The sequence below is a fragment of the Lactonifactor longoviformis genome, assembly GCF_042848515.1.
GTDB classification, from domain to species: Bacteria; Bacillota; Clostridia; order Lachnospirales; family Lachnospiraceae; genus Lactonifactor; species Lactonifactor longoviformis.
On record NZ_AP031453.1, the window covers coordinates 4,072,751 to 4,087,559 of the forward strand.

Genomic DNA, 14,809 nt, shown 5'->3' on the forward strand with positions numbered 1-14,809 from the left:
TTTTTCCTCCGTTTTCCGGACTGCTAGTCTTCTTTTCCTGCCAGGGCAATATCCAGAACCTGGCTCATAGTATCCACATAGGCGATGTCCAGGCCCTGAGTAATCTCCTGACTCATCTCTTCCACATCCGGCTTATTCTGTGCCGGCACTACTACTTTCTTAATCCTGGCATTTTTAGCTGCCAGCAGCTTTTCCTTCAGCCCTCCGATTGGCAGAACCCTTCCTCTGAGCGTGATCTCACCGGTCATAGCCACATCGGCCTTCACCGGTGTGCCTGTAATCGCCGATATCATAGCAGTCGCCATCGTAATACCCGCGGAAGGTCCGTCCTTAGGAACTGCACCCTCCGGTATGTGGATATGTAAATCATTCTTCTGGAAGAATTCTGGTTCTATCCCATACTCTGCGGCGATAGAACGGATGTAACTGATCCCCGTCTGGGCAGACTCTTTCATCACATCTCCCAGCTGACCTGTGAGAAGAAACTCTCCCGTCCCAGGCATCAGGTTTACTTCAATCTGTAGGGTATCCCCTCCTACACTGGTCCATGCCAGACCTCTGACAATACCAACCTCGTCTGTCTTATTTTTCATCTGATACGTATACACCGGTTTTCCCAGATACGTATCCAGATTTTTCACAGTAACTGAGACCTTGTTCTCGCCCTTCTCCAGAATCTCACGGGCTGTCTTCCTGCAGATCTCACCGATCTTTCTCTCCAGGCTTCGGACTCCGGCCTCTTTTGTATACCCATGGATCATCTCTTTCAGCGCTTTGTCTGTGAGAGACAGCTGGCCTTTGTTCAGGCCATGGGCCTTTATCTGCTTGGGAATCAGATGTTCCTTTGCAATATGCTCTTTTTCATTCTCGGTATAACTGGTGACTTCTATAATCTCCATCCGGTCCAGCAGCGGCTTAGGAATTGTCTGCATATCATTGGCTGTAGCAATAAAAAGCACTTCAGAGAGATCCAGAGGAATCTCTACATAGTGATCCCTGAACTTATTATTCTGCTCGGAGTCAAGCACCTCCAAAAGTGCAGATGAGGTATCCCCTTTATAATCACTGCTGACTTTATCGATCTCGTCCAGGAGCATAAGCGGATTTTTCACTCCCGCCTGCTGCATTCCGGAAGCAATCCTTCCGGGCATTGCCCCTACATAAGTTCTCCTGTGTCCCCGTATCTCAGCTTCGTCTCTCACGCCGCCCAGGCAGATACGTACATATTCCTTGTCCAGCGCTCTGGCTACTGACTTAGCGATTGACGTCTTGCCGGTTCCCGGAGGCCCCACCAGACAGAGAATGGGGCTTTCCCCCTTCTGCGTCAGAGTGCGGACCGCAAGAAACTCCATGATACGCTCTTTTACCTTTTCCAAGCCATAATGGTCAGCCTCAAGAATCTCATTTGCTTTCTTAAGATCCCGGTTATCCTCAGACGCTTTATCCCAGGGAAGGCTCAGAAGAGTCTCAATGTACCCTCTCATCACCGTACTCTCAGCAGCGCCGCTGTTCATATTTTTAAATCGCTCTATCTCTTTTATAATTTTTTCCCGGATCTCTTCAGATGCCTGAAGCTTCCTGGCTTCCTCGATAAATTGCTCCGCATCCGTCTGGGTATGATCTTCCCCCAGCTCCTCCCGAATCAGTTTTAACTGCTCCCTTAATATATATTCTCTCTGATTCTTATCAATCCGCTCTTTTACCTTTGTCTGAAGATCTATGCGGATCTCCATAATCTGAATTTCATTTGAGAGCACTAACCCCAGCGCCTCGTACCGATCCTCCAGAGAAATCCCCTCAAGAATTCTCTGGCGGTCAGTATAAGGCAGGGGAAGGTGGATAGCGATCTGATCCACCAGTCTTTCTATGTCTTCCATCTCCAGCAGCTGTGCTGCCAGTTCTTTGCTAATCTTGGGATTCTCGGTACAGTATGTGATAAATAATTCCTTCAGGTTTCTGAGCATGGCCTCTTTCGCATTATCGCTTAGCGCTGTCAGATCCTGCTGGTCAAAGGCAGCAACCTCTGCCTCCAGATATTTATCATTGTTCTCCAAACCGAGGATTTCTGCCCGTTCTATCCCCTCTACAAGGATCCGCAGGGTATTCTTTGGTGCTTTTACTACCTGCTTAATTTCAGCAATGGTTCCGATCTTATATAAATCTGCCATTCCCGGATCTTCTGCCTCCGGGTCTCTCTGGGTAACCAGATATATTACCTGATCCTTCATCATCGCTGTCTCTACTGCTTTGATAGATTTGTCCCGGCTGATATCGAAGTGGACAATCATACCGGGAAGAATCGTGGTTCCTCTAAGGGCGATAGCGGGTAATATTCTCATTAAGTCACTCATTCTCGCACTTCCTATTCTTAAGCGGTTTCGCCTTTTCCTCTTTTCTTTGCTGAAACGGCCCTTCTGGGCGTGGGTCCTCCCTCTCCCCGTGTAATTTCAGGTTCTCCGTTTCCTTCCACTACCTCTTTTGTAATAATGCAGGAACGGATGGTATCGTCAGACGGAGCCGAATACATGATATCCATCATAGTGTTCTCCATAATTGCGCGGAGTCCTCTGGCTCCTGTCTTCCGTTCCATGGACTTCTCGGCAATCGCCCGAAGGGCCTCCTCCTTGAAATCCAGTTCCACTCCGTCCAGCTCAAACAATTTTTTATACTGGCGTACCAATGAGTTCTTAGGCTCCTTTAAAATCTTCAGCAGAGCTTCCTCATCCAGCATATCCAGAGACACAACTACCGGCACACGGCCGACAAACTCAGGGATCATGCCGAATTTTACGAAGTCCTGGGGCATTGCCTGTTTTAAAAGCTCTCCCACATTCTGTTTTTCTCCTGTGCGTATCTCTGCGTTAAATCCTATAGATTTGGTATCTTTTCTGGAATCAATAATCTTATCCAGCCCCTCAAAAGCACCGCCGCAGATAAATAAGATATTTGTGGTATCGATCTGGATAAAGTCCTGATGAGGATGTTTCCTTCCTCCCTGCGGCGGTACATTTGCCACCGTACCTTCCAGAATCTTGAGAAGCGCCTGCTGCACGCCCTCCCCGGAAACATCTCTGGTAATAGAAGCATTCTCAGATTTTCTTGTTATCTTGTCAATCTCGTCTATATAAATAATTCCATACTGGGCACGCTCAATATCGTACTCTGCAGCCTGGATGATTTTCAACAGAATGTTTTCCACATCCTCTCCCACATACCCTGCTTCTGTGAGGCTGGTGGCATCTGCAATTGCAAAAGGCACATTCAGAAGCTTAGCCAAGGTCTGTGCAAGAAGTGTTTTTCCCGAACCAGTAGGTCCAAGCATCAAAATATTACTCTTCTGAAGCTCCACATCCGTGCTTTTGCCTGCCAAAACTCTTTTATAGTGATTATATACAGCAACAGAAAGTACCTTTTTTGCATCCTCCTGTCCGATTACATATTCATCTAAAAATTCCTTTATCTCCTGTGGCTTCAGCAGATTGATGGAGGTGTCATCCACCTCGTCATACATCTCGAACTCCTCATCAATAATCTCTGAGCAGATTTCAATGCACTCGTCGCAGATATATGCTCCGTTTGGACCTGCAATTAGCTTTCGCACCTGTTCTTCCGGCTTTCCGCAGAAAGAACATCTGATTTTTGGTTCATTTCCCTTTATTGCCATAATTATATCCTTTCTTCAGTCTGGCATACCTGTGGGTTAAGAGCTACATAAGACCCCCGCTAATTTAGCAGGAGTCTTATCTGAATGAATTATCTGTGCTCAATCACCATATCAATCAGGCCATACGCCTTGGCTTCCTCAGAGGACATATAATTGTCTCTTTCGGTATCCGCAGTAATAACCTCAATTGGTTGTCCTGTATTGGCAGCCAGAATAGTATTCAATTTCTTCTTGATCTTCAAGATATGTTCCGCCACAATCTCGATCTCGGTTGCCTGTCCCTGCGCTCCGCCCGAGGGCTGATGGATCATAATCTCGGCATTGGGCAGCGCCATACGTTTGCCTTTGGCTCCCCCTGCAAGCAGAAAGGCTCCCATACTTGCAGCCATACCGATGCAAATGGTAGATACATCACTCTTAATATAGTTCATCGTATCATAAATAGCCAGTCCTGCGGTTACGGACCCTCCGGGACTGTTAATATACAGCTGAATATCCTTTCCCGGATCTTCTGATTCCAAAAAAAGGAGCTGGGCAACTACCAGGCTGGCAGTCACATCGTTTACTTCTTCGCCTAAAAAGATGATTCTTTCTTTTAATAGTCTGGAATAGATGTCGTAGTTTCTCTCTCCCCTGCTCGTCTGTTCAATGACATATGGTACTAAACTCATGAGAACTCCTCCTATTCATATTCAACACGCTTTTAAACCTCTTTTGCAGCCTCGGCAATTAATGTTACGGCCTCCTGAACAGCCATATCTTTCTTCATCTGTTCTTTCTCGTAATCTCCCATTAATTCCTTTAATTTGTCGGCTTCCATCTTGTACATCTCAGCCATCTTCTGAATCTCTTCATCTAACTTTTCATCTGCGATCTGGATATCTTCCGCTTCCGCAATTTTCTCTAACACCAGTCTGCTCTGGATGCGCTTTAACGCCTGCGGTCTCATCTGCTCCTGAAGCTTTTCAGCATCCAGGCCTGTAAACTGGAAGTACTGTTCAATGGAAAGTCCCTGTGACTGGATTCTTCTTGCAAAATCATCCACCATGTTGCGGATCTGGTTCTGTACCATTGGCTCAGGAATCTCCATAGAAGCATTTTCAATAGCCTTATCTACTACGGCATCCTCTTTTGCACGCTTAGCCGCTTCCTCTTTCTGAACTGCCAGCTTTTCTTTAATATCATTTTTGTACTCTTCCAGAGTATCGAACTCGGATACATCTTTAGCAAACTCATCGTCTAATTCAGGAAGTTCTTTTACCTTAATAGACTTCACAGTGCATTTAAATACAGCTGCTTTTCCTTTTAACTCTTCTGCGTGATAATCTTCCGGGAAAGTAACATGAACTTCCATCTCTTTCCCAAGCTCAGCCCCTACCAGCTGCTCCTCAAATCCGGGAATAAATGCGCCGGATCCAATCGTCAGAGGATAGTCCTCCCCTTTGCCTCCCTCGAAAGGAACGCCGTCCACAGAACCGTCAAAATCAATGGTTGTAATATCCCCATTCTCCACAGTCCTGTCATCTACATCGATGGTTCTGGAGTTATTCTCCTGCTCTTTTTTTAATTCTGCTTCAATCTCTTCTTCTTTTACTTCTAAATCAGCCTTTTCTACTTCCAGGCCTTTGTAATCTCCCAATGTTACTTCCGGCTTCACAGCCACTTCTGCTGTAAAGATAAATGGCTTTCCTTTTTCCAGCTGTGTTACATCGATCTCCGGCTGTGATACCACATCCAGTTCACTCTCTTCCACTGCTTTGGAATATGCTTCCGGGATCAGGGCATTGGCAGCATCTTCATAGAAAATACCGGCACCGTACATCTTTTCAATCATAACACGTGGAGCTTTACCTTTACGGAAACCAGGGATACTGATCTTGTTTTTATTCTTAAGATATGCGCCCTGAATTGCTTTTTCTAACTCTTCAGCAGAAACCTCAACCGTCAGTTTCGCCATGTTCTTTTCTAACTTTTCTACCTGTAAACTCATTTTTAAACAATTCCTCCTTAATTCTATGTGATACGCTTAAAAAAGGGGCTTCCAGTATGGCAGCCCCTTTTTTTTCGTTACACTTTCCCATACTTACAGTCATTAAAACAGTATAGCACAAGCTTTTCAAAAACGCCAGTATTTTTTCAGACCTAATTGGGAAATTTTTATGAATTGCTCTGCCGGAAGCCAGGCAGCTCCCAGTCCTCTATATTGTCCGTCAGCTTAGCATGTCTTCGCAGAACCGCGTACAGCTCTGCATTTGTAGCAGACATATAGGGATGTACATAGAAAATATTAGCCAGCTGCAGAGTTACTGTCCCAAGCAGACTCCACAGAATGAAGGACAGATCCAGAACAAAAGTATTCCACTTCTGTCCATCCATCATTATTCTGCTTAATTCAAATGCTCTTCTTCTGTCAATCTTAGGATTCTCACAGAGGATATAGGGCACCATGCGGTACTCATAGCTTTTCACAATACCCGGAACCACCAGCAGCAGGCTCCACAGCGCCGTGAACAAGTCTACGCAGAACATGGTTGACGCTATGTTTCCATAGCCGTTTGCAAATCCGTATGTAATTTCTCCTACCCGTGTTTCCTGCTGCCGGTTTTTCATGAAATATCTTTTGCATCCCACATTCAGAGGATTTCCGATTAATATCCTGAAACAAATCATCAGCACGGAAAATACCAGTGGGACAGCATACAGCATAACTATAAACGGTGCTTTGATAAATTTGGAGACCATCTTCCCCACCGCGCCCATCTTTTCCAAAGGACTTAAGGTCTCGTCCGCGAGTCCTTTGGCGCTGTCGATAAAGGAGTTGTGAAACAGGCTGTTCACAATGCCGGTTGTTCTCTCTGCCTCCCCCCGAAAATGTTCTGCGGCTGTCTCCTGCCGGTGCTGCGCCCCCCCTGCGGATCCAGAATTGTTTCCGAATTCATTTGTAAAAAGAAAAGCTGCAAGGCATACCACGACTGCTCCCCAGTAAAACCGGGAAAATGACTTTTTTGCTCTGCTTTTTAATTCTAATCTTGTCCACATACCTCTGTCATTCCTTTACGTGTCCATAAATAATGGATTCCTTAATTTCCTGTGCCTTTTCCTCGCCGGCCAGTATTCCCGCCAGGGCAAGTGCAAAAGGTATTGCGGTTCCAACCCCTCTGCTTGTAATTATATTCCCGTCAACTGCGACTCTCTCCGAAGTTATAGACGCCCCACGCAGCCGGTTTTCAAATCCGGGATAGCAGGCGGCCTTTTTTCCCTCCAGCAGTCTCAAATCTCCCAGGATACTGGGCGCTGCACAGATAGCACCAATTTTTTTCCCTTCCTTATAAAAGTTCCTCAGCTGCCCGGTAAGCAGGCTGCATGCTCCAAGGTTCTTTGTTCCGGGCATTCCTCCCGGCAGTACCAGCATATCCATCTGCGAAAAATCTACACTTTCTATCGTACAGTCTGCTTCTACTTTTATTCCATGGGCCCCCTCTACGGAAAGTCTTCCATGAACGGAAGCCATACAGACATCCTGATCTGCCCTTCTCAGAATATCTACTACCGTCAGGCCTTCAACCTCTTCAAAACCATCTGCCAGGCATACGCATACTTTTGCCATCTGTTTGTCCTCCTTACTTTTTCCACTATTCTATCACGGTGCCGGACAATTGGCAACCAGCGCACTTTCTGTTATACTGATGAAAAAACAGAAAAGAGGGATCCCATATGGAAATAGAAAGAAAATATCTGATACACCACTGTCCGCTTTCCCTGGAGCAGTACCCCAGCCGCCGGATACAGCAGGCTTATCTGTGCACAGACCCCGTAGTCCGCGTGCGCAGGCAGGACGATTCTTATATCCTTACCTATAAGTCCAAAGGCCAGATGGTTCGGGAGGAATACAATCTCCCCCTGAATCAGACGGCCTATGAACATCTGCTGCAAAAAGCAGACGGTATTGTTCTCACAAAGACAAGATATGTCATCCCCCTGGATGAGGTTTTAACCATTGAGCTGGATCAGTTTGATGCCCCTTACGAAACCCTGTGCCTGGCAGAGGTAGAATTCCCCTCTGTGGAAATGGCAGAAGCTTTTCTTCCGCCCTCCTGGTTCGGGGAAGATGTCACTTTTACCGGCAAATACCATAACAGCTATCTGAGCGCTCCCGATTCACACTTTTAAAGAAAGGACAGGTACCCTCTGACGGGTACCTATCCTTTTTCTGCCAGCCTCCTCTGAATTCGTTCCATGGTCTGCTTTTTCATCCTTTCTGCTTCCTCTTCCGAAATCCAGGCTTCCTTTTTCGCCACAGACTCCACGATCTTTCCGTAGCAAATGGATATCTTCAGAAATAGAAATGACAAGATTCTTAAAAAAATGTTCTTACTTTTCCTCCATTTAATGCCTAATTCCATCAAGTGATACATACGGCTCTCCCCTTCCTCAATCTTCTTACGTTCCAACACATCTTTATTCTGTAGAATTATGCTGTTTCTCCTGCTAATTATTACATTTTAGGATTCATTTTGTTGCATTAAAAGAAATCTGCTTTTATTCTTGATACAATTGCTCCTAGATTCCATACTTAACTGGAAGATTTTAGGAGGCTATTATGGATTTTCAAACTAACCTGCGCTGTCTACGCAAAGCAAAAGGACTCACCCAACAGGAGATGGCTGATATCTTCAATCTCCAGCGCCAATCTTATTGTAATTATGAAAACGGGCACCGAATGCCGCCTATGGACTTGCTGGTAGCAATGGCCGATTTCTTCTCTGTATCTTTGGACGTTCTCGTAAGAGGAACCGTGGCTCTGGAGGATCAGCATAACCCTACATTACCCGTATTGACCCGGGAAACCATTTATATTTTGACCGCTTACCAAAAGCTTCCTCCATCCACCCGAAAAGAATTGATCGATTACCTTACCTTTAAATTAGAACGTCTCTCCGATTAATACTTATTTTATCATCTGGGGAATTAATTTGCAATATAATATATTGCAATTGCATATTTCGACAAACATTGCGTATTTTCTACTTTTTCTTTTTTTTATAGACAATATATCTCAAAATATATTATAATGTGACTATCTTAATACTGTTGGAGGGATCTATATTGAAGAACAAGAAGAAGAAAAAGAAGATGGCCCAAACTGCATTATTCTATGTGCAGCAACGGAAGGGGGTCTGTTAGATGGAAGCGTTACAAATGCCTCACTTCGGCTGGTGGAGTATTCTTCCTCCCCTGATCGCAATTATTCTGGCACTGATTACCAAAGAGGTTCTTTCCTCTCTTATCATTGGGATCCTTGCCGGTGCTCTAATCTACAGTCACGGAAATCCGATTACCACATTAGTCAATACGTTTACTATTATGGGTGATAAGATCGGCGGAAATGCAAACATTCTAATCTTTTTAGGGCTCCTGGGGGCTATCGTTGTTCTGGTTACCAGGGCAGGAGGATCTGCCGCCTATGGGCAGTGGGCGATTCATCACATTAAAACAAGACGAGGCGCAAGTCTGGCCACTGCAGCGCTGGGATGTCTGATATTTATTGATGATTATTTTAACTGTCTCACCGTAGGTACGGTTATGCGGCCGGTAACAGATGAGCACAGGATCTCGCGGGCCAAGCTTTCCTACCTGCTTGACGCCACCGCCGCCCCTATCTGCATCATTGCCCCGGTATCCAGCTGGGGAGCATCGGTTGCCACTTATATCTCAGATGCCACCGGAGGCAACGGGATGACTACATTTGTCAAAATCATTCCTTATAACCTCTATGCACTGGCTACCATTCTCATGATTGTTATCATCTGCACAACACGGATCAACTTCGGCCCAATGGCCAGATTCGAAAAGAACGCCATTGAAAAAGGAGATTTATTCTCCAGCGATGATACTATCAGCGGTGCGGAAGTACAGAAGGGCAATTCCAAAGGAAAAGTGATTGACCTGGTTATCCCCATACTGGCTTTAATCGTTTTTACGGTCCTGGCCATGGTGTATACGGGCGGAGGTTTTACCGGCGAAGCTTCCTTTACAGAGTCCTTCGGCAATTGTGATTCCTCCCTGTCCCTTGTGCTGGGAAGTTTTTGTGCGCTGATCGTAACCTTCCTGCTGTTCATACCCAGAAAAGTATTGAATTTCACTGAATTTATGGGCGGTATAACGGAGGGAATTAAGTCTATGGTTCCATCCTTTACGATTTTAATTTTAGCCTGGACCATCGGCGGTGTGTGCAGCAGTGATTATCTTAACACCGGCGGTTTTATCGGAAATATGGTGAATGATTCTTCCTTCCCTGTTTTCATTCTGCCTGCTATTATCTTCCTGGTAGCGGCGTTTTTGGGGTTTGCAACCGGAACCTCCTGGGGAACCATGGCTCTTTTGATCCCTATCGGAGCTGCCATCTGTACCCCATCCAATACCGCACACCTGCTGTTCCCTGTATTGGGAGGCATTCTTGCCGGTGCAGTTTACGGAGACCATATTTCACCTATTTCTGACACCACCATACTCTCATCCACAGGGGCCGGATGCAACCACATTGACCATGTATCCACACAGCTAGTCTACGCCTCTATTGTAACTGCCTGTGCCTTCGTGGGCTACCTGGTTATGGGGGTTCTGAACAGCCCGTATATTCCTTTACTAATTACTTTTGTTCTGTTAATTGCTACGCTTTTTGTATGCGATAAAATTGGCAAAAAGAAATATCCTATTGATTATTCTTCCGTAAAATAAACTGAGAAAAGGTGGACAGCTATCTGTCCACCTTTTCTCAGTCTCCCATTAAAAAACCATATTTCAGAGGGTCATCCTTATCGATAATAACCTGATTGATTCCGGTAATATATGCACTTCCTGTAATCTTAGGTACAATCGCATCATAGGTGCCTACCTTTGTTGTCTCAACCGCTTTTCCCCTGAAAAGAGAACCCGTGATACTCTCGTAGATAAAATCTTCGTTCAATCCCAGTCTTCCCTTGGAATACAGGGCCGCCACCTTGGCACTTGTGCCTGTTCCGCAGGGGGAACGGTCCGCCTGCGCGGCCCCAAAAATTACTACATTCTTCAAGTTTGCTTCTTCCTGTGTGGAATCACCGTAAAACTCTACCAGGTCCACAGAATTAATATCCAGCTCCGGATGTTGAATCTCCATGGTGGCATTGATTTTATTCAGCAGTGCCATTCCCAGATCCTGGAACTCTCTGAGGTTCTCCGGAACAATATCCAGACCCAGCTTATCTGCATTGACTAGAGCAAAAAAACTTCCTCCGAAAGATATATCGAAGGTAATCGGGCCATATCCTTCAATCTCTGCTGTCACTGCCTCTTTATATAAGAACGCCGGCACATTACGAATCGTAACTTCCACTGCTTTTCCATTCTCAACCTTAATGGTTGTGCGAATTAAACCTGCAGGGGCTTCCAATGTCACCTCCGTATAAGGCTCTTTCACTTCCACCATGCCAGTCTCAACTAAAACCGTGGCAGTTCCGATGCTTCCGTGCCCGCACATATTCAGGCATCCGCCGCTGTCCATAAAAATGACGCCATAATCTGCTTCCGGATGTACCGGCTTCGTAATCACTGCTCCAAACATATCTCTGTGCCCTCTGGGCTCCAGCATAAGTGCTGTACGGTATTTGTCATAATTTTTTTCTAAGAATTTCTTCTTCTCGATCATCGTCTTTCCTTCCAGTTCCGGAAAGCCTTCCACTACGATTCTCGTAGGTTCTCCCATGGTATGAGAGTCAATTGTTGTAAAAGAAGTTTCAATTCCTGGTATTTTGGATATCCAATCCATAATGTGCCTCCCTCTTACAAAAAGGACATCGAGAAGATTCGACTTTTCGACATCCTTTGTCTTGGACCGTATTCTATACTATAGTCTATATTATGTTTGCTAAACAGCCATTTGTCAATAGTTTTTTCACCTTTTCCTAAGGGTTTTTTTATGCTTTTTTTAGAATATTCTTACTTGTTTTTTTGTCGATTTTTTTTGCTTGACACTTATGGTTTTACATGCTATACTTACAAAGTATTTTGAATTAAGATTGATTTCACATAGTTATGTAATCACTTTTTGATTTACATTACTATGTGTTTTTTTGTTTTAGGATAAATATAATATTATTTTTAAGGAGGTATCTTTCATGAATAAAGGTACAGTAAAATGGTTTAACTCAACTAAGGGATATGGTTTCATCACCAACAACGAGACAAACGAAGAAGTGTTTGTACACTTCTCAGGACTTGCCATGGACGGATTCAAAACACTGGAAGACGGTCAGTCTGTAACATTTGATATTACAAACGGACAGCGTGGTTTACAGGCAGTTAATGTTTGTGTTGCCTAAGCACAGGCAATTGTAAAGGCGGTCATAAGTACAGGCCAACGGTATTATGCTTTTTATGAAGCATAAATGCCGTTGGCCTTTTAATTGGATAAAGAATGCAACACAAAAAAAGAAACCCTTGAATAAACAAGGGTTTTCGTAAGCAGATAAGGGGAGTCGAACCCCCCTCTCCAGCTTGGGAAGCTAGCATTCTACCGATGAACCATATCTGCATTGACATTTATTATTATAACGCATTTTGCAGAATAGTCAATGGTTAGTTTTTACTATTCTTCTCCTTCTTTCACAATTTCCTCCAAAACCCTGATTAAATCGTGAAGATTATTAATCTGAACATTCTTTTCAAGTATTATATTTTTCAGGTCTACAGACAAGGTTTCAAACTTATCCCTGACCTGAGGAGCCACATAAGACATTTTATCACCTAATCCCTTTCTACATTATTCCCCGCCGGGTCCGTCCTTTCTGGGACGATCGTCTTTTTCTCCGGGGACCAGATCCATTTCCTTTGGAAACTCCGTCACCACTTCCTGGGGATTGCTGCGGTGGCAGTCAGTGCCGCTCTGCTCCGGTACCAGATTTATCTCCATCATAATATTCTCCTTTCACTCAGCCAGCCTCTGCTGTGCCTTGATGCTTTTAGTATGCGCAGGATATTTCATTCTATGTTAGGAAAAGAATACAACCCAGGCAGCATATACTGTAAAAAGGTCATCTCTCTGCTTGGCAGAGGAAAAGAAGGGTATGTTGTTCAAAAATATCATTATATCAATTTTGGCAGTTATTGCCATGATGCAGACGAATTTCTTTCACCCCAGTACGAATATCCAGGCAGTAGTCACTCCCATTATCTGGTACTTTATCATCGCAGGTACACTTACCTGGCTGGATCTCCAGCGTCTTGCCAGGAAAGAACGGGAAAAAAACGCCTCAGAAAACTCAGAAAATAAAAAATAGCACTTTTATTTTTTTAATACCTGTGCTATAATATACAAGCATCGGACTTACGATGGCAATGGGGCATTGGCGCAGCTGGGAGCGCGCCACACTGGCAGTGTGGAGGTCACGGGTTCGAATCCCGTATGCTCCATGTAAAGAACAGCGTTTTATTAGGCTTTCAAAAATAAGGAACCGTCCATACCGGGCGGTTTTATTTTTTTGCTGTTTTCCGGCAGCAATACAGTCTTCTGCTTCTGTCACACTTTCTCCCCTTACTCAATATACTATACCAGGAAAGATTTACGGGGGACTGTAATGCATAAAAGATTAATCGCTATTGTTACTTTAATGGTAACGGTATTAGCTGCCCTAGGCGGATGCCAGAAAGACACTTCTGCAGATAAAGAGGAAAAACTTACAAAGGTTACATTAAATGAAGTTGCCCATTCCATATTCTATGCGCCTCAGTATGTGGCCATTGAGGAGGGATATTTCCAGGAGGAAGGAATTGATTTGGAACTGGTGACAGGTTTCGGCGCGGATAAGACTATGACCGCAGTACTGTCCGGGGAAGCAGATATCGGTTTCATGGGCGCTGAAGCTTCCATCTACGCTTACCAGGAAGGCGCCAACGATCCGGTTGTAAACTTTGCCCAGCTGACACAGCGCGCAGGAAACTTCCTGGTGGCCAGAGAGAAGATGGATAACTTCCAGTGGTCAGATATTAAGGATAAAAACGTCTTAGGGGGAAGAAAAGGCGGAATGCCGGAAATGGTATTTGAATATGTACTCCGCCAGAATGACATTGATCCGGAAAAGGATGTTGCCATTGACCAGAGCATAGACTTTGGTTCTACTGCCGCGGCTTTCTCCGGAGGACAGGGAGATTTCACGGTTGAGTTCGAGCCAAGCGCCACTGCTCTGGAAAAAGAGGGAAAAGGCTATGTTGTAGCCTCTGTAGGTGTAGACTCCGGTTATGTTCCCTACACGGCATACAGTGCTAAGAACAGTTTTATGGAGAAGAACCCGGAGATTATCCAGAGTTTCACCAATGCACTCCAGAAAGGAATGGATTATGTCCAGACACATACACCGGAAGAAATCGCGAAGGTGATTGCTCCTCAGTTTGAGGAGACAGACCTGGATACGATTACCACTATTGTGAAACGGTATTATGATCAGGACACCTGGAAAGACAATCTGATCTTTGAAAAGTCCAGTCTGGATCTTCTTCAGGATATCTTGGAAAGCTCAGGAGAATTGGATGCCAGAGTAGATTATAAGGATTTGGTTAACACTTCATTTGCAGAAAAGGCTGCAAAATAGTCTTCGTCTGCACTCCATCATCTTTTGCATGCCCTCCGCGCAAATAATGCACGGAGGGCTATTTTTACGCTGTTATTAGTCATTTTTTGCAGGATTTTATTTTATCTCTTTCTTTTTTTGGTATTTTAATAAATATTTAATTGATATTTTTCAAAATGCTAAGTATAATATGTACTATCACTATCTGTTTTGAGATACAGTGACGGTTATCTGAAAGAAACCATACATTACTTCTTATGTACTTTCTTAATGGCTTCTTTCCCTAAAGATTTGCATGCAGCGGCATCTTAGTTCTTACATACCCCAAACAATATGCATAGACAATAATGAAATATCCTGAACGTTCTACGGGAAATACTCCTGACCGCCTCGAACCGATTCAATCCTGGGGGGAATGAATCAAATTGCAGGGCGCCGGCAGCAAAGGATGTAGTAGACCTGCAGGGATATTTTTTGATATAGAAAAAAATAATATAAAAGTATGATGGGGTGTAAACCCATGGCAGCTGCCGGTGATGGTTTA

Annotated in this window: 16 protein-coding genes and 2 tRNA genes; 7 read left to right on the plus strand and 11 right to left on the minus strand. The window is 44.5% G+C overall.

Annotation, left to right across the window (positions count from 1 at the left end; all coding sequences use genetic code 11):
- Positions 1-23: 23 nt before the first annotated feature.
- From lon to ACGHCT_RS18615, 6 genes are all read right to left on the minus strand, one after another.
- Positions 24-2,351 (minus strand): endopeptidase La, encoded by a 2,328-nt coding sequence (gene lon, locus ACGHCT_RS18590; RefSeq protein WP_390437203.1) that lies wholly within the window; start codon positions 2,349-2,351, stop codon positions 24-26.
- A gap of 17 nt (positions 2,352-2,368) precedes the next feature.
- Positions 2,369-3,664, minus strand: a complete 1,296-nt coding sequence (gene clpX / locus ACGHCT_RS18595) for an ATP-dependent Clp protease ATP-binding subunit ClpX (RefSeq protein WP_072854546.1) — start codon at positions 3,662-3,664, stop codon at positions 2,369-2,371.
- Between the two features lie 89 nt (positions 3,665-3,753).
- Positions 3,754-4,335: an ATP-dependent Clp endopeptidase proteolytic subunit ClpP gene (gene clpP, locus ACGHCT_RS18600; protein ID WP_072854545.1), complete on the minus strand. Its 582-nt coding sequence runs from the start codon at positions 4,333-4,335 to the stop codon at positions 3,754-3,756.
- A gap of 32 nt (positions 4,336-4,367) precedes the next feature.
- Positions 4,368-5,654 carry a trigger factor gene (gene tig, locus ACGHCT_RS18605; protein WP_072854544.1) on the minus strand — a complete coding sequence of 429 codons (1,287 nt, stop codon included), beginning with the start codon at positions 5,652-5,654 and terminating at the stop codon, positions 4,368-4,370.
- A 167-nt stretch (positions 5,655-5,821) separates the two neighbouring features.
- Positions 5,822-6,703: a DUF975 family protein gene (locus ACGHCT_RS18610; RefSeq protein ID WP_072854543.1), complete on the minus strand. Its 882-nt coding sequence runs from the start codon at positions 6,701-6,703 to the stop codon at positions 5,822-5,824.
- A 7-nt stretch (positions 6,704-6,710) separates the two neighbouring features.
- Entirely contained in the window at positions 6,711-7,271 is a 561-nt protein-coding gene (locus ACGHCT_RS18615) for a DJ-1 family glyoxalase III (protein WP_072854542.1), read from the minus strand.
- A gap of 107 nt (positions 7,272-7,378) precedes the next feature.
- On the opposite strand from ACGHCT_RS18615, the gene ACGHCT_RS18620 reads away from it, so the two are divergent.
- Positions 7,379-7,834 (plus strand): CYTH domain-containing protein, encoded by a 456-nt coding sequence (locus tag ACGHCT_RS18620; protein WP_390437204.1) that lies wholly within the window; start codon positions 7,379-7,381, stop codon positions 7,832-7,834.
- Positions 7,835-7,863: 29 nt separating this feature from the next.
- Here ACGHCT_RS18620 and ACGHCT_RS18625 read toward each other — a convergent pair whose 3' ends face one another.
- Positions 7,864-8,079 carry a hypothetical protein gene (locus tag ACGHCT_RS18625; protein ID WP_390437205.1) on the minus strand — a complete coding sequence of 72 codons (216 nt, stop codon included), beginning with the start codon at positions 8,077-8,079 and terminating at the stop codon, positions 7,864-7,866.
- A gap of 185 nt (positions 8,080-8,264) precedes the next feature.
- Between ACGHCT_RS18625 and ACGHCT_RS18630 the strand changes: the two genes are divergently transcribed.
- Positions 8,265-8,609, plus strand: a complete 345-nt coding sequence (locus ACGHCT_RS18630) for a helix-turn-helix domain-containing protein (protein ID WP_072854539.1) — start codon at positions 8,265-8,267, stop codon at positions 8,607-8,609.
- A gap of 239 nt (positions 8,610-8,848) precedes the next feature.
- Complete coding sequence (locus tag ACGHCT_RS18635; RefSeq protein WP_072854538.1) at positions 8,849-10,402, plus strand: Na+/H+ antiporter NhaC family protein; 1,554 nt, start codon at positions 8,849-8,851, stop codon at positions 10,400-10,402.
- A gap of 37 nt (positions 10,403-10,439) precedes the next feature.
- Here ACGHCT_RS18635 and ACGHCT_RS18640 read toward each other — a convergent pair whose 3' ends face one another.
- Positions 10,440-11,468: a proline racemase family protein gene (locus tag ACGHCT_RS18640; RefSeq protein ID WP_072854735.1), complete on the minus strand. Its 1,029-nt coding sequence runs from the start codon at positions 11,466-11,468 to the stop codon at positions 10,440-10,442.
- 349 nt (positions 11,469-11,817) lie between these two features.
- On the opposite strand from ACGHCT_RS18640, the gene ACGHCT_RS18645 reads away from it, so the two are divergent.
- On the plus strand, positions 11,818-12,021 hold the full coding sequence (locus tag ACGHCT_RS18645) for a cold-shock protein (RefSeq protein WP_072854736.1): 204 nt from the start codon (positions 11,818-11,820) through the stop codon (positions 12,019-12,021).
- 141 nt (positions 12,022-12,162) lie between these two features.
- On the opposite strand, the gene ACGHCT_RS18650 is transcribed toward ACGHCT_RS18645, so the two are convergent.
- From ACGHCT_RS18650 to ACGHCT_RS18660, 3 genes are all read right to left on the minus strand, one after another.
- A tRNA-Gly gene (locus ACGHCT_RS18650) sits at positions 12,163-12,233 on the minus strand.
- Between the two features lie 54 nt (positions 12,234-12,287).
- A complete protein-coding gene (locus tag ACGHCT_RS18655; protein WP_167594285.1) occupies positions 12,288-12,437 on the minus strand; it encodes a hypothetical protein in 150 nt (49 codons plus the stop codon).
- A gap of 24 nt (positions 12,438-12,461) precedes the next feature.
- Positions 12,462-12,614 (minus strand): hypothetical protein, encoded by a 153-nt coding sequence (locus ACGHCT_RS18660; protein WP_158641028.1) that lies wholly within the window; start codon positions 12,612-12,614, stop codon positions 12,462-12,464.
- Positions 12,615-12,765: 151 nt separating this feature from the next.
- Here ACGHCT_RS18660 and ACGHCT_RS18665 point away from each other — a divergent pair, with 151 nt between their 5' ends.
- The 3 genes from ACGHCT_RS18665 (at position 12,766) to ACGHCT_RS18675 (ending at position 14,286) form a co-directional block, all read left to right on the plus strand.
- Positions 12,766-12,978: a hypothetical protein gene (locus ACGHCT_RS18665; protein WP_072854737.1), complete on the plus strand. Its 213-nt coding sequence runs from the start codon at positions 12,766-12,768 to the stop codon at positions 12,976-12,978.
- A 60-nt stretch (positions 12,979-13,038) separates the two neighbouring features.
- Positions 13,039-13,111 (plus strand) — tRNA-Ala (locus ACGHCT_RS18670).
- A 164-nt stretch (positions 13,112-13,275) separates the two neighbouring features.
- Positions 13,276-14,286: an ABC transporter substrate-binding protein gene (locus ACGHCT_RS18675; protein WP_072854738.1), complete on the plus strand. Its 1,011-nt coding sequence runs from the start codon at positions 13,276-13,278 to the stop codon at positions 14,284-14,286.
- Positions 14,287-14,809 lie beyond the last annotated feature (523 nt).

Bases quoted from the DNA above. Each gene is read 5' to 3' on its own strand.
- ACGHCT_RS18675 (WP_072854738.1), top strand. From the start codon at position 13,276: ATGCATAAAAGATTAATCGCTATTGTTACTTTAATGGTAACGGTATTA.
- tig (WP_072854544.1), bottom strand. From the start codon at position 5,654: ATGAGTTTACAGGTAGAAAAGTTAGAAAAGAACATGGCGAAACTGACG.
- lon (WP_390437203.1), bottom strand. From the start codon at position 2,351: ATGAGTGACTTAATGAGAATATTACCCGCTATCGCCCTTAGAGGAACC.
- ACGHCT_RS18625 (WP_390437205.1), bottom strand. From the start codon at position 8,079: ATGTATCACTTGATGGAATTAGGCATTAAATGGAGGAAAAGTAAGAAC.
- ACGHCT_RS18615 (WP_072854542.1), bottom strand. From the start codon at position 7,271: ATGGCAAAAGTATGCGTATGCCTGGCAGATGGTTTTGAAGAGGTTGAA.
- clpP (WP_072854545.1), bottom strand. From the start codon at position 4,335: ATGAGTTTAGTACCATATGTCATTGAACAGACGAGCAGGGGAGAGAGA.
- ACGHCT_RS18640 (WP_072854735.1), bottom strand. From the start codon at position 11,468: ATGGATTGGATATCCAAAATACCAGGAATTGAAACTTCTTTTACAACA.
- ACGHCT_RS18645 (WP_072854736.1), top strand. From the start codon at position 11,818: ATGAATAAAGGTACAGTAAAATGGTTTAACTCAACTAAGGGATATGGT.
- clpX (WP_072854546.1), bottom strand. From the start codon at position 3,664: ATGGCAATAAAGGGAAATGAACCAAAAATCAGATGTTCTTTCTGCGGA.
- ACGHCT_RS18610 (WP_072854543.1), bottom strand. From the start codon at position 6,703: ATGTGGACAAGATTAGAATTAAAAAGCAGAGCAAAAAAGTCATTTTCC.
- ACGHCT_RS18635 (WP_072854538.1), top strand. From the start codon at position 8,849: ATGGAAGCGTTACAAATGCCTCACTTCGGCTGGTGGAGTATTCTTCCT.
- ACGHCT_RS18620 (WP_390437204.1), top strand. From the start codon at position 7,379: ATGGAAATAGAAAGAAAATATCTGATACACCACTGTCCGCTTTCCCTG.
- ACGHCT_RS18660 (WP_158641028.1), bottom strand. From the start codon at position 12,614: ATGATGGAGATAAATCTGGTACCGGAGCAGAGCGGCACTGACTGCCAC.
- ACGHCT_RS18630 (WP_072854539.1), top strand. From the start codon at position 8,265: ATGGATTTTCAAACTAACCTGCGCTGTCTACGCAAAGCAAAAGGACTC.
- ACGHCT_RS18655 (WP_167594285.1), bottom strand. From the start codon at position 12,437: ATGTCTTATGTGGCTCCTCAGGTCAGGGATAAGTTTGAAACCTTGTCT.
- ACGHCT_RS18665 (WP_072854737.1), top strand. From the start codon at position 12,766: ATGTTGTTCAAAAATATCATTATATCAATTTTGGCAGTTATTGCCATG.